General features: G+C 60.3%; 13 protein-coding genes and 1 other RNA gene. 13 read left to right on the top strand and 1 reads right to left on the bottom strand.

Annotated features, from left to right (window positions below; translation table 11 throughout):
* Positions 1 to 108 precede the first annotated feature (108 nt).
* The 3 genes from GSR16_RS00230 (at position 109) to uriT (ending at position 3,723) form a co-directional block, all read left to right on the top strand.
* Complete coding sequence (locus GSR16_RS00230) at positions 109 to 1,311, top strand: M20 aminoacylase family protein (protein WP_159874599.1); 1,203 nt, start codon at positions 109 to 111, stop codon at positions 1,309 to 1,311.
* Between the two features lie 64 nt (positions 1,312 to 1,375).
* Positions 1,376 to 2,320, top strand: a complete 945-nt coding sequence (gene uriH, locus GSR16_RS00235; RefSeq protein WP_159874600.1) for a uridine-preferring nucleoside hydrolase UriH — start codon at positions 1,376 to 1,378, stop codon at positions 2,318 to 2,320.
* The gene (uriT, locus tag GSR16_RS00240; protein WP_159874601.1) at positions 2,317 to 3,723 is read left to right on the top strand and encodes a uridine transporter UriT; all 1,407 of its coding nucleotides are present in this window, start codon (positions 2,317 to 2,319) and stop codon (positions 3,721 to 3,723) included. The genes uriH and uriT overlap by 4 nt, the downstream gene beginning before the upstream one ends.
* Here the strand turns inward: uriT and GSR16_RS00245 are convergent.
* A complete protein-coding gene (locus GSR16_RS00245; RefSeq protein ID WP_159874602.1) occupies positions 3,703 to 6,873 on the bottom strand; it encodes a bifunctional diguanylate cyclase/phosphodiesterase in 3,171 nt (1,056 codons plus the stop codon). The genes uriT and GSR16_RS00245 overlap by 21 nt on opposite strands.
* Before the next feature lie 107 nt (positions 6,874 to 6,980).
* Between GSR16_RS00245 and rnpB the strand changes: the two genes are divergently transcribed.
* From rnpB to yedA, 10 genes are all read left to right on the top strand, one after another.
* Positions 6,981 to 7,343: RNase P RNA component class A (gene rnpB, locus GSR16_RS00250), an RNA gene on the top strand.
* A 144-nt stretch (positions 7,344 to 7,487) separates the two neighbouring features.
* Positions 7,488 to 8,510, top strand: a complete 1,023-nt coding sequence (gene dusB, locus GSR16_RS00255; protein ID WP_159874603.1) for a tRNA dihydrouridine synthase DusB — start codon at positions 7,488 to 7,490, stop codon at positions 8,508 to 8,510.
* 86 nt (positions 8,511 to 8,596) lie between these two features.
* Positions 8,597 to 8,833 carry a helix-turn-helix domain-containing protein gene (locus tag GSR16_RS00260; RefSeq protein ID WP_045845804.1) on the top strand — a complete coding sequence of 79 codons (237 nt, stop codon included), beginning with the start codon at positions 8,597 to 8,599 and terminating at the stop codon, positions 8,831 to 8,833.
* Between the two features lie 144 nt (positions 8,834 to 8,977).
* A complete protein-coding gene (gene purH / locus GSR16_RS00265) occupies positions 8,978 to 10,555 on the top strand; it encodes a bifunctional phosphoribosylaminoimidazolecarboxamide formyltransferase/IMP cyclohydrolase (protein WP_159874604.1) in 1,578 nt (525 codons plus the stop codon).
* 75 nt (positions 10,556 to 10,630) lie between these two features.
* Positions 10,631 to 11,476, top strand: coding sequence for a hypothetical protein (locus GSR16_RS00270; protein WP_159874605.1), 846 nt, complete (start codon positions 10,631 to 10,633; stop codon positions 11,474 to 11,476).
* Between the two features lie 73 nt (positions 11,477 to 11,549).
* Positions 11,550 to 12,827 carry a phosphoribosylamine--glycine ligase gene (purD, locus tag GSR16_RS00275; RefSeq protein ID WP_159874606.1) on the top strand — a complete coding sequence of 426 codons (1,278 nt, stop codon included), beginning with the start codon at positions 11,550 to 11,552 and terminating at the stop codon, positions 12,825 to 12,827.
* A gap of 386 nt (positions 12,828 to 13,213) precedes the next feature.
* Positions 13,214 to 13,942: a substrate-binding periplasmic protein gene (locus GSR16_RS00280; protein WP_159874607.1), complete on the top strand. Its 729-nt coding sequence runs from the start codon at positions 13,214 to 13,216 to the stop codon at positions 13,940 to 13,942.
* Between the two features lie 81 nt (positions 13,943 to 14,023).
* Complete coding sequence (tsaC, locus tag GSR16_RS00285) at positions 14,024 to 14,611, top strand: L-threonylcarbamoyladenylate synthase type 1 TsaC (protein WP_205677474.1); 588 nt, start codon at positions 14,024 to 14,026, stop codon at positions 14,609 to 14,611.
* 27 nt (positions 14,612 to 14,638) lie between these two features.
* Complete coding sequence (gene tolQ, locus GSR16_RS00290) at positions 14,639 to 15,307, top strand: protein TolQ (RefSeq protein ID WP_159874608.1); 669 nt, start codon at positions 14,639 to 14,641, stop codon at positions 15,305 to 15,307.
* Positions 15,308 to 15,422: 115 nt separating this feature from the next.
* Complete coding sequence (gene yedA / locus GSR16_RS00295) at positions 15,423 to 16,295, top strand: drug/metabolite exporter YedA (protein ID WP_159874609.1); 873 nt, start codon at positions 15,423 to 15,425, stop codon at positions 16,293 to 16,295.
* The last annotated feature ends 154 nt before the right edge of the window (positions 16,296 to 16,449 follow it).

Below are 16,449 nucleotides of genomic sequence, written 5' to 3' on the forward strand. Positions count from 1 at the left end.
CACCCCCTGCTGGCTTGCCGATGAAACTGCTCTTTGTTCCGGTATCGCACTAGCTCGGTTTTCTTTCAGTCTCTGCACTCTTATATCAGCACTTGCGGAGACCCCATCATGTTTAGTCCCATCTTGCCAGGCATCCAGAACATTGCCGACGAAATGATCGCCTTGCGTCGCCAGCTGCATGCACATCCCGAACTGGGTTTCGAAGAATTCAATACCAGCCGGCTGATCCGGGAAAGACTGCAGGCCTGGGGCTATCAGGTTTGCACGGGCATCGGCGGCACCGGCGTGGTAGCCAGCCTGCAGTGTGGCAAGGGGCCAAGCATCGGTTTACGGGCCGATATGGATGCCCTGCCCATTCAGGAGACAAGCGGCCGGGCGTGGGCCAGCCAGATTGACGGCAAGATGCATGCCTGTGGCCATGACGGGCATACCGCCATCTTGCTGGCTGCTGCTTGTGAACTGGCACGTACGCGCCGCTTTGCTGGCACGCTGCACCTGTTCTTTCAGCCTGCGGAGGAGGGGCATGGCGGTTCCGGTGCCAAGCGCATGCTGGACGAGGGCTTGTTCCAGCGCTTTCCCTGCGATGCCATTTTTGCCCTGCACAACATGCCAGGCATTCCTCTGGGTCAGCTGGGTTTTCGTGCCGGAGCCTTCATGGCGTCCACCGATACCATCACCATTCGCCTGCATGGAACCGGCGGCCATGGTGCCATGCCGCAACAGGCCATCGACCCTGTCGTGGTGGCGGCCTCGCTGGTGATGGCCCTGCAGACCATCGTGTCGCGCAATGTGCCGCCGCAGGAAACTGCAGTGCTGACCGTGGGGGCCATTCAGGCCGGTGAAGCGGCCAACGTGATTCCCTCCATGGCGGAGTTACGGCTCACGGTCAGGGCGCTCCGCCCGGAAATCCGTGAGCTGCTGCACCTGCGTATCCGCCAACTGGCCGAACAACATGCTGCTGCCTATGGTGCCACGGCAGAGATCACTTTCGAACATGGCTATCCGGTGCTGATCAACGATGATGTCATCACCCGTCAGGCCAGCTTGCTGGCCCGTGAATTTCTGGGGCCCGGTAATGTGCAGGAAGACATGGATGCCCTTACCGGCAGCGAAGATTTTGCCTACTGGCTGGAGCAGGTGCCGGGTTGTTATTTCATTGTCGGCAATGGAGATGGCGCTGGTGGCTGCATGGTGCATAACCCCGGATACGACTTCAACGACGAGGCCCTGCCACTGGCAGCCAGCTTCTGGGTTCGGCTGGTGGAGTACTGGCTGGCAACGGGCAGTGCATCTGCCGATGCCACCGTCTGAACCTCTTTAATTGCACCGGAGCAATCGCTTCCAGCTTTTCCCTTCCTGAACGCAGGGATGTCCCATGGCCAAAAAAATAATTCTTGATTGCGATCCGGGTCACGATGATGCCATCGCCATGTTGCTGGCACATGGCAGCCCGGCCATCGAACTGTTGGCCATCACCACGGTGGCCGGTAACCAGACACTGGAAAAGGTTACCCGCAATGCACTGGCGGTGGCCGATATCGCCGGTATCAAGGTGCCGATTGCCGCCGGGTGTGACCGTCCGTTGGTGCGGCCACGCGAAATAGCGCCTTCCATTCATGGTGACAGCGGTATGGACGGCCCGGTGCTGCCGCCTCCCACGCGGCAGGCCGACTCCCGGCATGCGGTGGACCTGATCATTGAACTGATCATGGCGCACCCTCCAGGTGATATCACCCTGGTGCCAACCGGTGCGCTCACCAATATTGCGCTGGCGGTGCGCAAGGAGCCGCGCATTGTCAGCCGGGTGCGCGAGGTGGTGTTGATGGGTGGTGGCTATCACACGGGAAACTGGAGTGCCGTGGCCGAGTTCAATATCAAGATCGACCCGGAAGCCGCGCATATCGTGTTCAATACCCCCTGGCCGCTGACCATGGTGGGGCTGGACCTAACCCATCAGGCGCTTGCCACCCCCGAGGTGCAGGCGCGCCTTGCTGCAATGGGAAGCCGCCCGGCTCGCTTTGTCGAGGAATTGCTGCTGTATTTCGCAGACAGCTACCGCCGCGAACAGGGCTTTGCCGCCCCGCCGGTACATGACCCCTGCGCTGTGGCTTATGTGATAGACCCGCAGGTAATGATGGTACGCAAGGTGGCACTGGATGTGGAGCTGCACGGTGCCCTGACGCTGGGGATGACGGTTGCCGACTTCCGTCAACCACCCGCAGAGGACTGCCATACCCAGGTGGCGGTGCAACTGGATCACCGCTATTTCTGGCAGATGATTGAAGACGCTTTGCGCGTTATCGGGGAGGGGCAGGCATGAGTCGTGCCAGTCAACCCGGTCTTGCCAGCCTGATGACGGCACTGCTGGCAGCCTGCATAGCCTTTCAGCTCAATGCCAGCATGCTCAGTCCGGTACTGGTGACAATGGCTGGAGAGCTACAGGCCAGCGCTGCAGCGGTGGGCATGTCGCAGACGGCATTCTTTACGGCAGCAGCCCTGTTTTCGCTGTTTCTGCCCCGCCTGGGCGACATGGTGGGGCGCAAGCGGGTGTTGCTGGGCATGTTGCTGGTGATGCTGGCCGGCAGCGTGCTGGCTGCCATGGCACCGTCGGTGGCCGTGCTGCAGTTGGCGCGGCTGATACAGGGCGTGTCCGGGCCGGTGGTGCCGGTCTGTCTGTTGATGCTGTATCACGAGGTGGACGACCCACAGCGTTATGGCCTGCTGATGGGGGTAATTACCGCAGTCAACGGCGGCATTGCAGGTATCGACGCGATTGCCGGTGGCTGGCTGGCAACCGTCTTTGGTTTCCGGGCGGTGTTCTGGTGCATTGCACTGCTTGCTGTACTGGCGTGTGTGCTGGTTGCCTGGCTTGCTCCGGAGTCCAGACCGTCTCCGCAGGCACGCATGGATTGGTACGGTGTGGGCTGGCTGGTGTTATCGCTGGGCAGTCTGTTATGGGCACTGCACCTTGCCGCCGCAGGCCGTGATGCCGACTGGCTGCTCAGCGCAGGCATGGCCGCGGTGGGAATGCTGGGACTGGGCCTGTTTCTGTATACCGAACAGCGCAGCAGCCATCCGCTGCTTGCCTTGTCCCTGCTGCGGCAGCGCTGCATCTGGCCCTTGCTGCTGACTACGGTGCTGACGATGACTGGTGTGTTCGCCATCATTAACGGACTGGTGATGGCACATGCCCAACAGACTGTTGGCGGCTTTGGTCTGTCAGCAGAACGGGCAGCCTGGCTGTTGCTCACCCCTTATGCGTTGGTGGGATGGTTGGTGGGGCCGTTGGCCGGCCAACTGGCACCGCGCTGGGGATATGGTCGGGTGTTGCGGCTGGGGCTGGCAGGCAGCCTGCTGGCGATTGTCCTGATGCTGACACAGGGCTTGTCCAGTCTGGGGTGGATGATGGCTGCCACGGTGCTGGCCGGTGTGGCTTATGCCGGTACCGCCAACATCATGCTCAATGGTCTGGGTGTTGTGCTGTCACCCGCGGGTAGCCCGGGACTGTTGCCGGGCCTTAACGCAGGCGCTTTCAATCTGGGTGCCGGCCTCAGTTTTGCCTTGCTGCCGGCAGTACAGTCGCTGCGGGGTAGTCCATCTGATGGCATGTTGCTTGGCCTTGGCATCGTGGTACTGGCTGGTGGCTGTTCCTTGCTGATCCCGCGCCCCGGGCAAGCCGAAAGCGTGGCGTCGGCCGGGGTGTCACAGGATAGCTTCGTCTAGCTGGGACGCCAGGCTGTCCGCAGTCTGTGGTCTGCCCAGCAGATAACCCTGAATGCCACCGCAACCGAGCTCGCGCAAATAGTGATGCTGGGCCTCGGTTTCCACACCTTCGGCCAAGGTGCTCATCCCCAGCGCCCGGGCCAGATGGATGATGGCGGAAACAATGGCGGCATCCTCGCTGTCGCCGGGTAGCTCGCACACGAAGGAGCGGTCGATCTTGATGGTGTCCGGGGCGAAGCGTTTGAGATAGGCCAGGCTGGAATAGCCGGTACCAAAGTCGTCCACTGACAGCCTCACTCCCATCGCCTTGATGATAGCCAGTTGGCGAGCAGCCAGGTCGGCATCTTCCATCAGTGTGCTTTCAGTGACTTCGATTTCCAGGCAATGGCCGGGCAGGCCGCTTTCCTGCAATGCTGCACTGACATCATCGATGAAATCCATGCGCGCCAGCTGACGTGCCGAGACATTCACGGCAACCTTGGGTAGCCACAGACCTTGCTGACGCCAGCGGGCCATCTGCATGCAGGCTTCGCGCAGCACCCAGCGTCCCAGTGGAACAATCAGACCGCTGTCTTCGGCAATCGGAATAAAGCGGGACGGCATGATCAGGCCTTCCTGCGGGTCTTGCCAGCGCAACAGTACTTCACAACCGATCAGGGCATTGCTGTTGATGTCGTATTGTGGCTGGAACAATAGGAACAGCTCCTCTTGTTCCAGTGCATTGCGCAGCCGGTTTTCCAGTTGCAGCCGGTCGGCAACCTGGGTGTTCATTTCCCGCGTGTAAAAGCGGAAGGTGTTCCGGCCATGGGTTTTGGCATGGTACATGGCCAGATCGGCATTCATCAGCAGGGTCTGAATATCCTGGCCATCATCCGGCAACAGACTGATGCCGATGCTGCAGCTGACAACCAGCGAGGTGCCATTCATGTCAAATGGCAGTTGCATGGCGCGCAGGATACGTTCGGCAACTTGCGCGGCTTCATCAGGTTGGCCGATGGCCGGGAGGATCAGCACAAATTCGTCGCCACCGGTGCGGCCTACGGTGTCCAGCTCCCGTACGGCGCTGCATAGCCGGCCAGCCACCTGCTTGAGCAACGCATCACCGGTGTTGTGGCCCAGGGTGTCGTTGATGTTCTTGAAGTGATCCAGATCGACAAACAGCACGGCCAGCTGGCCGGATTGGCGTTCAGCCAGGCGGATGGCTTGCTGCAGGCGGTCATTGATCAGAATGCGGTTCGGCAGGTCGGTCAGGGCATCGTATTCGGCCAGATGCTGGATACGGGCTTCGTGTTCTTTACGCTCGGAAATATCGGTAAAGAAGGCAACATGGTGGGTGATCTGTCCGTGCTCGTCAGTCAGCACGCTGATATTGAGCCACTCGGGGAAGGCCTCACCATTTTTGCGGCGGTTCCAGATTTCGCCAGACCATTGCCCGCGTTCTTCCAGGCAAGCCCACATGCGCCGGTAGAAGTCGGCATCGTGCTGGCCGGAAGCCAGCATTGCGGGCGACTGTCCCAGCACATCCTGCTCGGTGAAGCCGGTAATCTGGGTAAAGGCCCGGTTTACCGCCAGAATGCGGTTATCGGCATTGGTAATCAGGATGGCTTCATTGCTGGATTCGAACACCTTGGCTGCCAGGCGTTGCTGGCGGGCGGCATGATGACGCTGGCTGATGTCCCGCGCGGTGGCGCACAGATAACGTACACCCTGGTAGTCCAGCCCGGTCAGGGTCACTTCCAGATGCATATGCCCCTGCCGACATTGCAGCCGGGTTTCAAAAGTATGTGGCAGCACCTGGCCTGCATGTGAAAACAGTTGTTGCGACAGTTGGCTGCGCAACGTCTCGTCCTGCCCCATGCAATCCTGGGCGGCGCGGTTGGCGTAAACCAGTACGCCGTCTGCAGTTTGCAGGGCGACCAGATCTGTCGCATGGTCAATCATGAAATGGCTGAGCTTCAATTCGCGTGTGCTGGATTCCAGCTCCGCATGGCTGCGGCGCAGGTCAAGCTGGTAGCGGGCCACCAGTGCGTTCATCCAGCGTACAAAGAACCAGGACAGCAGGCCGGCACTGGCCATGGCCAGCAGGGTCATCAGCAGTGTGGCCTTGATACGGCCCAGCAATTGTCCTTCCAGCGCGGTACTGGCTTGTATGCTGCTGTCGCGGATGGACTGGATGTGCATGGCGTTGACCAGGGTCCAGTCCCAGCCAGGTAGCCGGCGGGCATAGGCCAGGTGGCTGACCGGTGCACCGTTTTTGCCAGCAGGAATGCTGTATTCCATAAAGCCACCCTGCCGCCCCAATTGCATGGCCTCCAGCACCCGCTTGCGCAGTGCAGGGGTCAGCGCCAGGTAGTGGCGGCCCTGCAGGGCCGGATTGGCCGGAAACAGTTGCAGCACGCCCTGGCTGTCGATGACCATCAGGTCATCGTTATCCTTGTCCAGTTGCATACTGGCAAGCAGGGCAAGGGCGCGCTGTTGCAGCGAGGCTTCTACATTGGCAATGTATTCGCCACTGCCGATCAGCCAGCCATAAGGCGCAAATTGTCGCGAATAGGCAATCTTGTCGGCCATCATCCGGCTGGCGGGCAAGTACCAGCGGTAACTGGCATAACCTTGTTGTTCGGGTGTGCTGACCGCAGTGATCAGCGTCTTCATGATGTAGCGGCCTTGATCATCCCGGTTTTCCAGCAGCGAGCTGCCTTCCAGCTTGGGTGCGGTTGGTAGCAAGACGCAGCGGCCACTCATGGTGTCAATAAAGAAATAACCGCGGCCATCAAAAAAACGCAGGGGTCGCAGCGCCTCGATGATCAAAGCCTGTACCCGTGCCGGCGGCAGGCGTGCGTGCTCCTGCTGCCAGATGCCATCGGCCACATGATAGGCCTGATCCACCTGTTCCTTGAGTTGCTGCTTTAGGGTGTCGGTGGCATGGGCGCGCAAGGCCAGCAGGGTCTGTGCGGTATGGTCGCCGGAGGATTGGAGATATTCCTGCGCATGCCTATAGGCATCGCCTTCCACTTGCTGCTGGCGCGCGTGGAAGTCTTTCCAGCTGGTCAGCAGGAAATAGGCCGCCAGTGTGATAGCCAGCAGGAAAATGATGAGCAGGGTGCCAAGCAGCTGCAAGCGCGACAGCCTGGCCTGGTTTCTCTCCATTGATAAATATATTCCACATAAATAGCTGCTCAGTATAAATGAATACTATCTGGGCACTAGTAAAAAGTGCCACAACTTTGATCTGCTTCAGGTAAAATCGCTGGTTGGAAGTCAGACAGACAGTCGCCGCGCTGCTGCGCAAGCAGTGGCGGGGAGGAAAGTCCGGGCTCCGCAGAGCATGATGCCGGCTAACGGCCGGGCGCCGTGAGGCGACGGAAAGTGGAACAGAGAGCTGAACCGCCGATGGCTGACTTGTCAGCACAGGTAAGGGTGAAAAGGTGCGGTAAGAGCGCACCGCGGACGTGGCAACACGGACGGCAGGCTAAACCCCATCAGGAGCAAGACCAAATAGGGGGGCGTTAACGTGGCTCGCGTTGTCCCCGGGTAGGTTGCTTGAGACTGTCGGTAACGGCAGTACTAGAGGAATGACTGTCCAACGACAGAACCCGGCTTATCGGCTGACTTCCAATCCCCACCCCTTCTCGCAGTACCCGTCAGTACCATTTCTTCTGGCTATCGATTTTGCTCAAAAAATAAGCAAAAAGATTTTTACTGCTCAAAAAAAAAGCATTACAATGGCCGCCCTTTTGCTTGTTTGACCGCAGAAAACTCCGATGCGCATAGGCCCTTACACCCTGAAAAACCGGCTGATCGTCGCCCCCATGGCCGGCGTGACGGACAGGCCGTTTCGCATGCTGTGCAAGAAAATGGGCGCGGCCATGGCCGTATCGGAAATGATTACCTCCAACAAGTCGCTGTGGGCCACGGCCAAGACCTTGCGTCGGGCCGATCATGCCGGCGAAGTGGAGCCGATTTCGGTGCAGATTGCCGGTTCGGACCCGCAGCAGATGGCGGAGGCCGCACGCATCAATGTGGAGCAGGGTGCGCAGATCATCGACATCAACATGGGATGTCCGGCCAAGAAGGTATGTAATGTGGCGGCCGGTTCCGCCTTGCTGCGCGATGAAGCACTGGTGGGGCGCATTCTGGACGCGGTGGTCAAGGCGGTGGATGTGCCGGTGACGCTGAAAACCCGTACCGGCTGGAGTCCCGAGCATCGCAATGCCTTGCGCATCGCCCGGCTGGCCGAAGACTGCGGCATCGCGGCGCTGGCGCTGCATGGCCGCACCCGGGAAGACATGTATCGCGGTGATGCCGAATACGACACCATCCGTGCGGTCAAGGCCAGCATCGGCATTCCGCTGATTGCCAACGGTGACATCGACACCCCGCAAAAGGCGCAGCAGGTGTTGCAGTACACCGGTGCCGATGCGGTGATGATAGGCCGGGCGGCACAGGGGCGGCCGTGGATTTTCCGCGAAATGCAGCATTACCTGGAGACGGGTGAATGCTTGCCGCCACCCACGGTGACGGAAATCCGCCAGCTGTTGCTGGAGCATCTGGATGATTTGTACGGGTTTTACGGCGAGTATTCCGGCTGCCGCATCGCCCGCAAACACATTGCCTGGTACACCAGGGGGCTGAGGGGCTCCAATGAATTCCGCCAGACCATGTACCAGCTGGAAGAAACCGGCAGCCAGCGCCTGGCGGTGGCAGGCTATTTCGATCAGTTGGCTGGGCAGTCGGAACACCTGGAATACCTGGACGAGCTGGCAGAAGAGACGGTGTCGGCTTGACCGGCAGGCAGCAGCAGGACACCCGGGAGCGGGCTACAGTGCAGTACGCAGCGTTCACACCATATGTTGAAGACAGAACAATAAACATGCAAAACAACGAACATATTTCCCAGTCGGTGCGGCTGGCGATGGAACAATACTTCCGTGATCTGGACGGCGAAATACCTGCCTCCATCTACGATATGGTGCTGGCCTGTGTGGAAAAACCCCTGATCGAGGTGGTGCTCACCCACACGCAGGGTAACCAGACCCGGGCGGCAGAGCTGCTCGGGCTCAATCGCAACACCCTGCGTAAAAAAATGAAGTCGTATGATTTGATATGAAGATAAACCGGCCATACCCCACACAGGATGGCCGGTTTTTTTGTGCCTGCCGGCAAGGCAGGGCAAACCGGATACGGCCTGATGCGGGCATCAGGCCACAGTAAAAACAGCTTTTTCATTCATTAGCCAAGGTGGTAGAGAAACATGACCAAAATCGAACGCGCGCTGATCAGCGTATCCGACAAGACCGGTGTTCTGGAATTTGCACAGGAACTGGCCGCACTGGGCGTGCATATCCTGTCGACCGGCGGTACCGCCAAATTGCTGGCTGACAATGGTGTGCCGGTGACCGAAGTGTCCGACTACACCGGTTTCCCGGAAATGCTGGATGGCCGTGTGAAAACCCTGCATCCCAAGGTGCACGGTGGCATTCTGGGCCGTCGCGACCTGCCGGAGCACGTGGCCAAGATGGCCGAATACGATATCGGCAACATCGACCTGGTATGCGTGAACCTCTACCCGTTTGAAGCCACCATCGCCAACCCGGACTGTGTGCTGGAAGACGCCATCGAAAACATCGACATCGGCGGCCCCACCATGGTTCGCTCCGCCGCCAAGAACTGGGCCCACGTTGCCATCGTCACCGACGCTGCCGACTACGCTGCACTGACTGCCGAACTGAAGGCCAATGACGGCAAGCTGGCCAAGACCACCCGCTTCGAACTGGCCAAGAAGGCTTTCACCCACACCGCCGCTTACGACGGTGCCATCTCCAACTACCTGACCAGCCTGGCCGATGGCGTGGTGAGCGGCAAGCCGGAACGCGTGGCTTTCCCGAACCGCCTGAACGCCCAGTTCGTCAAGGTGCAGGACATGCGCTACGGCGAAAACCCGCATCAGTCCGCCGCCTTCTACCGCGACCTGGACCCGGCAGCCGGCACTATCTCCGCTTACCGCCAGCTGCAGGGCAAGGAACTGTCCTATAACAACATCGCTGACGCCGACGCTGCCTGGGAAGCGGTCAAGACTTTCGATGCGACCGCCTGCGTCATCGTCAAGCATGCCAACCCCTGCGGCGTGGCCGTGGCCGGTGACACCCTGAGCGCCTACAAGCTGGCCTTTGCCACCGACACCACCAGCGCCTTTGGCGGCATCATCGCCTTCAACCGTCCGGTGGATGCCGAAACCGTGGAAGCCGTGACCGGCCAGTTCCTGGAAGTGCTGATTGCCCCGTCCTTCACCGAAGAAGCCAAGGCCATCATCGCCGCCAAGAAAAACGTGCGCGTACTGGAAATTCCGCTGGAAACCGGTGCCAACCGCTTCGAACTGAAGCGCGTGGGCGGCGGTGTGCTGGTACAGACTCCGGACATCCGCAATGTGGCGCTGGACGAACTGCGCGTGGTGACCAAGCGTCAACCCACCCCACAGGAAATGTCCGATCTGCTGTTCGCCTGGCGCGTGGCCAAGTTCGTCAAGTCCAACGCCATCGTGTTCTGCAATAACGGCCAGACCGCTGGTATCGGTGCCGGCCAGATGAGCCGTGTGGATTCCACCCGCATCGCCGCCCGCAAGGCACAGGATGCTGGTCTGAGCCTGCAAGGCGCAGTGGCCTCCAGCGATGCCTTCTTCCCCTTCCGCGACGGTATCGACGTGATTGCCGAGCAGGGCATCAAGGCCATCATCCAGCCGGGTGGCTCCATGCGTGACGAAGAAGTATTCGCCGCTGCCGACGAGCACGGCATTGCCATGGTGCTGACCGGCGTTCGTCATTTCCGCCACTAAGCGCATACCGCCTCCCCGCGCAAGTTGCGCCGGGGAGGCCGCACCCCTGTTGCTTTGCCGCCCGCCGGAGAAGCCGTGAACAAGACCACCAGAATCATGCTGCTGATTGTGCTGATATTCGGCGTGGCTGCCACGGTGTACTGGCTGGAACAGCCGGCCCCGACACCGGCTCCGGCCCCGCTTGCCCAGGCGCCCGACCTTAACCGGCTGGCCGAGCAGGCGCTGGCGGTGTACCGCAGCACGCAGAACATGCAGACCGGCTCCAAACCGGGCCAGTGGAAGCTGGACGCCAAGGCCAGCAATAGTGCTGGCCCGTTTGTCGGTGCATTCGGGCCCTTGCAACTGGCCCGGGACGGCCAGGGCCGTCAGCTGTTGCTGACCAGCTTTGTGGCGGACACGGCAGATTCGGCCGGCGAGGGCATGGACAGCTTTGCCGCCTCCGGCATCAGCCGCCTGCTGCTGTTTGTGTTGCAGAACGGCCAGTATGTGCTGCAAACGGAAAAGCAGCTGGAAATGGGCACCAACGGCATGGCGGCCAGCGCGCGCGTGGTACAGCTGGGCCCGCATGAATGGGGCTGGACCTTGCACAGCAGCTATCTGCAGCAAGGCTATACCGCCAGCACGGTGGAGTTTTTCCACGCCACCGCTACGGATATCCGCAGCATGGGGCATCTGACCGAACAGGCCGACAACAAGGGCGTGTGTGGTGATGCCGGCGGCGATGGCTGCCCGGCGGTGACCGACGTGCAAGCGCGCTGGCAGTGGCGGCCCGTGGCAAGCCCTGACGCGCGTTTTTATCCGCTGGATGTGCAATGGCAGGGGTTGATCGACGGCAGGAAAATCAGCCAGCACGCGCAGTTGCTTCCCGATGCAGGCAGCGGAATCTATGCGTTTCCCGCCAGCCTGAATGTACAATTCTGAGCGCAGCCCGACAGGGCCTGCTGCTCCATGCCGGCAGCCATCTGCTGCCGCTAACGATGAAGGATCTCGCAAGATGAAAGTGTTGGTAATCGGTTCCGGTGGCCGCGAACACGCACTGGCGTGGCGTATTGCCAAGTCCAATCGCGTCTCCAAGGTATATGTGGCACCGGGCAATGCCGGCACCGCGCTGGACCCCAATCTCACCAATGTCGAGCTGAGCGGCAACGAGGCGCTGGTTGAATTTGCCCGTCGTGAAGACATCCAGCTGACCGTGGTCGGCCCGGAAGCCCCGCTGGCTGCCGGTGTGGTGGATGCCTTTCGTGCTGCCGGGCTGAAGATCTTCGGCCCCACCCAGTTCTGTGCCCAGCTGGAAAGCTCCAAGGATTTCGCCAAGGCCTTCATGCAGCGCCATGGCATTCCAACGGCGGGCTACCAGACCTTTACCGATGCGGCTGAAGCCCATGCCTATGTGGCTGGCAAGGGCGCGCCCATCGTGATCAAGGCCGATGGCCTGGCTGCGGGCAAGGGCGTGGTGGTGGCACTGACGCTGGACGAAGCCCATGCGGCCATCGACGACATGCTGGTGGGCAACAAGATGGGCAGCGCCGGTGCGCGCGTGGTGATCGAAGACTTCCTGCAAGGCGAAGAGGCCAGCTTCATCGTGATGGTGGATGGCGATCATGTGCTGCCGATGGCCACCAGTCAGGATCACAAGCGTCTGCTGGATGATGACCTGGGCCCCAATACCGGCGGCATGGGCGCGTACAGCCCGGCTCCGGTGGTTACTCCGCAGGTGCATAACCGCGTGATGCGCGAAATCATCCTGCCCACCGTGCAGGGCATGAAGAAGGATGGCCACAGCTATACCGGCTTCCTGTATGCCGGCCTGATGATCGACCACGACGGCAACCCGTTCACCATCGAATTCAACTGCCGCTTTGGCGACCCGGAAACCCAGCCCATCATGGCGCGTCTGAAGTCCGACTTCACCGTGCTGCTGGAAGCCGGTGTCAACGGCAAGCTGGATCAGGTAGAAGCCGAATGGGACCGCCGCGTGGCGCTGGGCGTGGTGCTGGCTGCTGCCGGCTACCCGGATGCCCCGCGCAAGGGTGACGTCATCACCGGCCTGCCGGCTGAAACCGAGGACAGCATGGTGTTCCATGCCGGCACGGCGTTCAACGACAACAAGCAGGTGGTCAGCAATGGCGGCCGCGTGCTGTGCGCGGTAGGCCTGGGCGACAGCGTGAAGATGGCGCAGCAAAAAGCCTATGCGGTGGCGGATGCCATCCATTTTGATGGCAGCCAGCTGCGCCGCGATATCGGCAGCAAGGCGATTAACCGGCATAAGTGATCGGGCAGCGTTGTGTTGCCGATAAAAAAACAGCACCCCAGGGTGCTGTTTTTTTATGCGGTTTTAATGCTGGAGCCATGTATTTCTGCAGGATCTTGTTGCACGGAGGGCTATCGTTGCATTGCTGATTTGAAGTTGCAGGAGAGCTATATGTCTGTGCTGACTAGACTATGCCTGACTCACTGTCAGTGCCGCTTGCGGCGACAGATGCGCTGTGGCTGGCTGCGCTTATGCTATTGGCTGCGGCAGATGCGGCAGCCTATGCCGGGCTGGCGCTGCACTGCCTGGCATCCGCGGTCCGCTCCCCTTGGTAAACAAGCTGACGTGGCAGGGTTGCAATGCCCTGACTAGACTTGGATCGTGAGCTGCTGAGGGGAGCACCTGCCATGACCTGCCGTTTCCGCCTGGCCAGCTTGCTGCTGGCCTCCAGTTTTGCCGTCCATGCTGCCCCGCCGCTGCGGATGCTGACCGAAGACTATCCGCCGTTCAATATGACCGGGCCGGGCGGTCACATCAGTGGTTTGTCCACCGAAATTGTGCAGGAGCTGCTCAAACGTGCGGGCAGCAGCTATGCCATCGAGCTGTTGCCGTGGATTCGTGCCTTCAACCTTACCGTGTTGGAGGCCAATACCTGTCTGTATTCCACTACCCGTACCGATGCCCGCGAGCACCAGTTCAAGTGGATAGGCCCGCTGGTGGAGAACCCTTGGGTGCTGTATGCGCGGGCGGACAACCGGCATGCGGTGCTGTCGCTGGAGGAAACCAGGCCGTTCAAGATAGGGGGCTACAGTGGCGATGCGGTATCGCAGTATCTGATCGACCGTGGTTTTGATGTCGATCTGGCCAATACCGATCAGCTTAATGTGAAAAAACTGCTGGCAGGGCGTATCGATTTCTGGGCCACCGGCAAGTATCTGGGAGCCTCGCTGCTGGCGCGGGAGAAAGTCAGCCAGCTCAAGCCGGTGCTTACCTTCAATACTACCTTGCTGTACTTGGCTTGCAATCCGGCCATGCCTGATGCCCAGGTGCAGCAGCTGAACGAATTGCTGCGTGGCATGCAGCGCGATGGCACGCTGGCGCGCATCAACGCCAAATATCTTAACCAGAAAGAGTGAAACCAGCGCAGATCACGGTTTCATCATGGTGGACGCTGCCGCTACAATGGCAGCTTCCGTTTTTTATGCCTGCCCATCTGCATGTCGTCTTCCTCTTTGCTCCACTTTCCTGGCCGCCTGCCCAAGGCCGGTTTGCTGATGCAGGCACGTGCCCACCTGCGCCGAGGGGGTGTGATCGCTTATTCTACTGAGTCCTGTTTCGGCCTGGGCTGTCTGCCAACGGATGTACGGGCCATTCGCCGGGTGCTGGCGGTCAAGGCAAGGCCAAATCACAAGGGCTTGATCGTGATTGCGGCCAATATTGCGCAGATCCGCCATCTGGTAAGGCCGCTTACTGCGGTACAGTGGGCGGAACTTGCCAGTTACTGGCCCGGTCCCTATACCTTTTTGCTGCCCGCTTCGCACAAGGTGCCACCGGCTCTGCGTGGCCGGCACGACAAAATTGCGGTGCGTATCACCGCCCACGGCGAAGCCGCTGCGCTGTGCCGCGCGCTGGGCAGTGCGCTGGTGTCCACTTCTGCCAACCGGGCGGGCCAGCGTGCGTTAAAGACGGCAGCCGCCTGTCGCAAGGCCTTTGGCCAGACCGTACTGACGCTGCCCGGCTGCATTGGCAAGCGCAGGAAGCCTTCCACCATCATCGATTTCACAACTGGCCGCGTATTGCGTTAGGCCGTATTAAGCAGACAAGGAAACATCGTGCAGCAGATTTCCATTTTCAGCCTGGTGATGAATGCCAGCCTGGTGGTGCAGCTGGTCATGGCAGGCCTGGCCTTGGTGTCGGTGCTGTCGTGGGCGCTGATTTTCAACAAGATTGCCGTTTTGCGTGCCGCGCGTCGCCACAGCGACGAGTTCGAACGCAATTTCTGGAGCGGTGCCGACCTGAACCGCCTGTATGAAGACGCCAACCGTCGTAATGACAGCGTGGGTATGGAGCGCATCTTCCAGTCCGGTTTTGCCGAATTTCTCAAGCTGCGTGGCCGTACCGGAGCTGAGTTGTCGGACATCATGGACGGTTCGCGCCGCGCCATGCGCGCTGCCGCCCAGCGCGAGCTGGATACGCTGGATAGCCATACTTCCTTCCTGGCAACCGTTGGCTCGGTCAGTCCCTACATTGGCTTGTTTGGCACGGTATGGGGCATCATGCATGCCTTCATCGGGCTGGGTAATGTGGGGCAGGCTACTTTGTCCACCGTTGCTCCGGGTATTGCCGAAGCGCTGGTGGCAACGGCAATAGGTTTGTTTGCCGCCATCCCCGCCGTGGTGGCGTATAACCGCTTTGCTACCGATGTGGACCGGCTGGCCACGCGTTTCGATACCTATATGGAAGAGTTCTCCAACATTCTGCAGCGGCTGGCTACCCGCTAGCGCTGGTCTGGCCGTGTCGGGATTGTTCTGGTGATAGAACAGAGCTTTCCCTGCACGTGCTTGAGTTTTTTATTGGCCGAAGGCAAGGTATGCGGCCAGTATCCCCGAGTCCGCCATGTCTGCCCGCCCCGCTTCGCTATCCTTGCTGACCCTGTCAGCCTTTTTTGCCCTGTATGTAATCTGGGGTTCCACCTATTTCTTTATCCGTATCGGCATCGAATCCTGGCCACCGTTCATGATGGCCGGCCTGCGCTTTCTGTTTGCCGGCAGTGTAATGCTGGCTTTCCTGCTGCTACGTGGCCATCGCCTGCCCTGTCGGCAGGAATTGTGCGGTGCCGCCATTCTGGGTGTGCTGATGCCGGCCATCGGCAATGGTTTTGTCACTCTGGCCGAAAAACAGGTGTCTTCCGGAGTGGCTGCGCTGGTGGTGGCCACGGTGCCCTTGTTCACCGTGCTGTTTGGCCGCTTCTGTTTTGGTCTGCGCGCGCGTGGCCGCGAATGGGCGGGTATTGCGCTGGGTATGCTGGGCATTGTGGTGCTGAACCTGGGTTCCAATCTGCGTACCAGCCCCATGGGCGCATTCTGGCTGCTGTTTGCCTCGGCTGGCTGGGCGCTGGGGTCGGCCTGGAGCCGGGTGATCGTTCAACCCAAGGGCCCGATGGGTAGTGCCTGGATGATGATTTTTGGCGGCCTGGCCTTGCTGCTGGGCAGTGTCGTAACCGGCGAGCATCTGGCAGCCATGCCGGCCTGGCAGGGTTGGGCGGCAATCGCCTATCTGTCGGTTTTTGGCTCCATGGTGGCCTACAGTGCCTATCTGCATCTGCTGAAAACGGTATCGCCAGCCGCGGCTACCAGCTATGCCTACGTTAATCCCATCATCGCAGTATTGCTGGGTGTTCTGTTGCTGGGCGAGCATGTCGGGCCGCAGGAAATCCTGGCCATGGTCATCATTCTCTCTGGTGTTGTGCTGATCAGCTGGCGCAGGTAAACCACCTTCGCTGCAGGTGTAATGCTGTTTCTCAGGGGCCGCTAATGGCCCCTGTTGCATTGTGGTACGAGCTGCTGTGGTTTTCTGGCCACACTGCCCGGTCTGGCCTGGAACAGACTGGCGGCAGGGTGGCAGCTTTCCTCCGGGAGTCATG

It is taken from the genome of Aquitalea denitrificans (genome assembly GCF_009856625.1).
Lineage (GTDB): Bacteria > Pseudomonadota > Gammaproteobacteria > Burkholderiales > Chromobacteriaceae > Aquitalea > Aquitalea denitrificans.

What these genes read in the sequence shown, in the direction of transcription:
- GSR16_RS00230 (WP_159874599.1), top strand. Translation starts at nt 109, where the DNA reads ATGTTTAGTCCCATCTTGCCAGGCATCCAGAACATTGCCGACGAAATG.
- uriH (WP_159874600.1), top strand. Translation starts at nt 1,376, where the DNA reads ATGGCCAAAAAAATAATTCTTGATTGCGATCCGGGTCACGATGATGCC.
- uriT (WP_159874601.1), top strand. Translation starts at nt 2,317, where the DNA reads ATGAGTCGTGCCAGTCAACCCGGTCTTGCCAGCCTGATGACGGCACTG.
- GSR16_RS00245 (WP_159874602.1), bottom strand. Translation starts at nt 6,873, where the DNA reads ATGGAGAGAAACCAGGCCAGGCTGTCGCGCTTGCAGCTGCTTGGCACC.
- dusB (WP_159874603.1), top strand. Translation starts at nt 7,488, where the DNA reads ATGCGCATAGGCCCTTACACCCTGAAAAACCGGCTGATCGTCGCCCCC.
- GSR16_RS00260 (WP_045845804.1), top strand. Translation starts at nt 8,597, where the DNA reads ATGCAAAACAACGAACATATTTCCCAGTCGGTGCGGCTGGCGATGGAA.
- purH (WP_159874604.1), top strand. Translation starts at nt 8,978, where the DNA reads ATGACCAAAATCGAACGCGCGCTGATCAGCGTATCCGACAAGACCGGT.
- purD (WP_159874606.1), top strand. Translation starts at nt 11,550, where the DNA reads ATGAAAGTGTTGGTAATCGGTTCCGGTGGCCGCGAACACGCACTGGCG.
- GSR16_RS00280 (WP_159874607.1), top strand. Translation starts at nt 13,214, where the DNA reads ATGACCTGCCGTTTCCGCCTGGCCAGCTTGCTGCTGGCCTCCAGTTTT.
- tsaC (WP_205677474.1), top strand. Translation starts at nt 14,024, where the DNA reads ATGTCGTCTTCCTCTTTGCTCCACTTTCCTGGCCGCCTGCCCAAGGCC.
- yedA (WP_159874609.1), top strand. Translation starts at nt 15,423, where the DNA reads ATGTCTGCCCGCCCCGCTTCGCTATCCTTGCTGACCCTGTCAGCCTTT.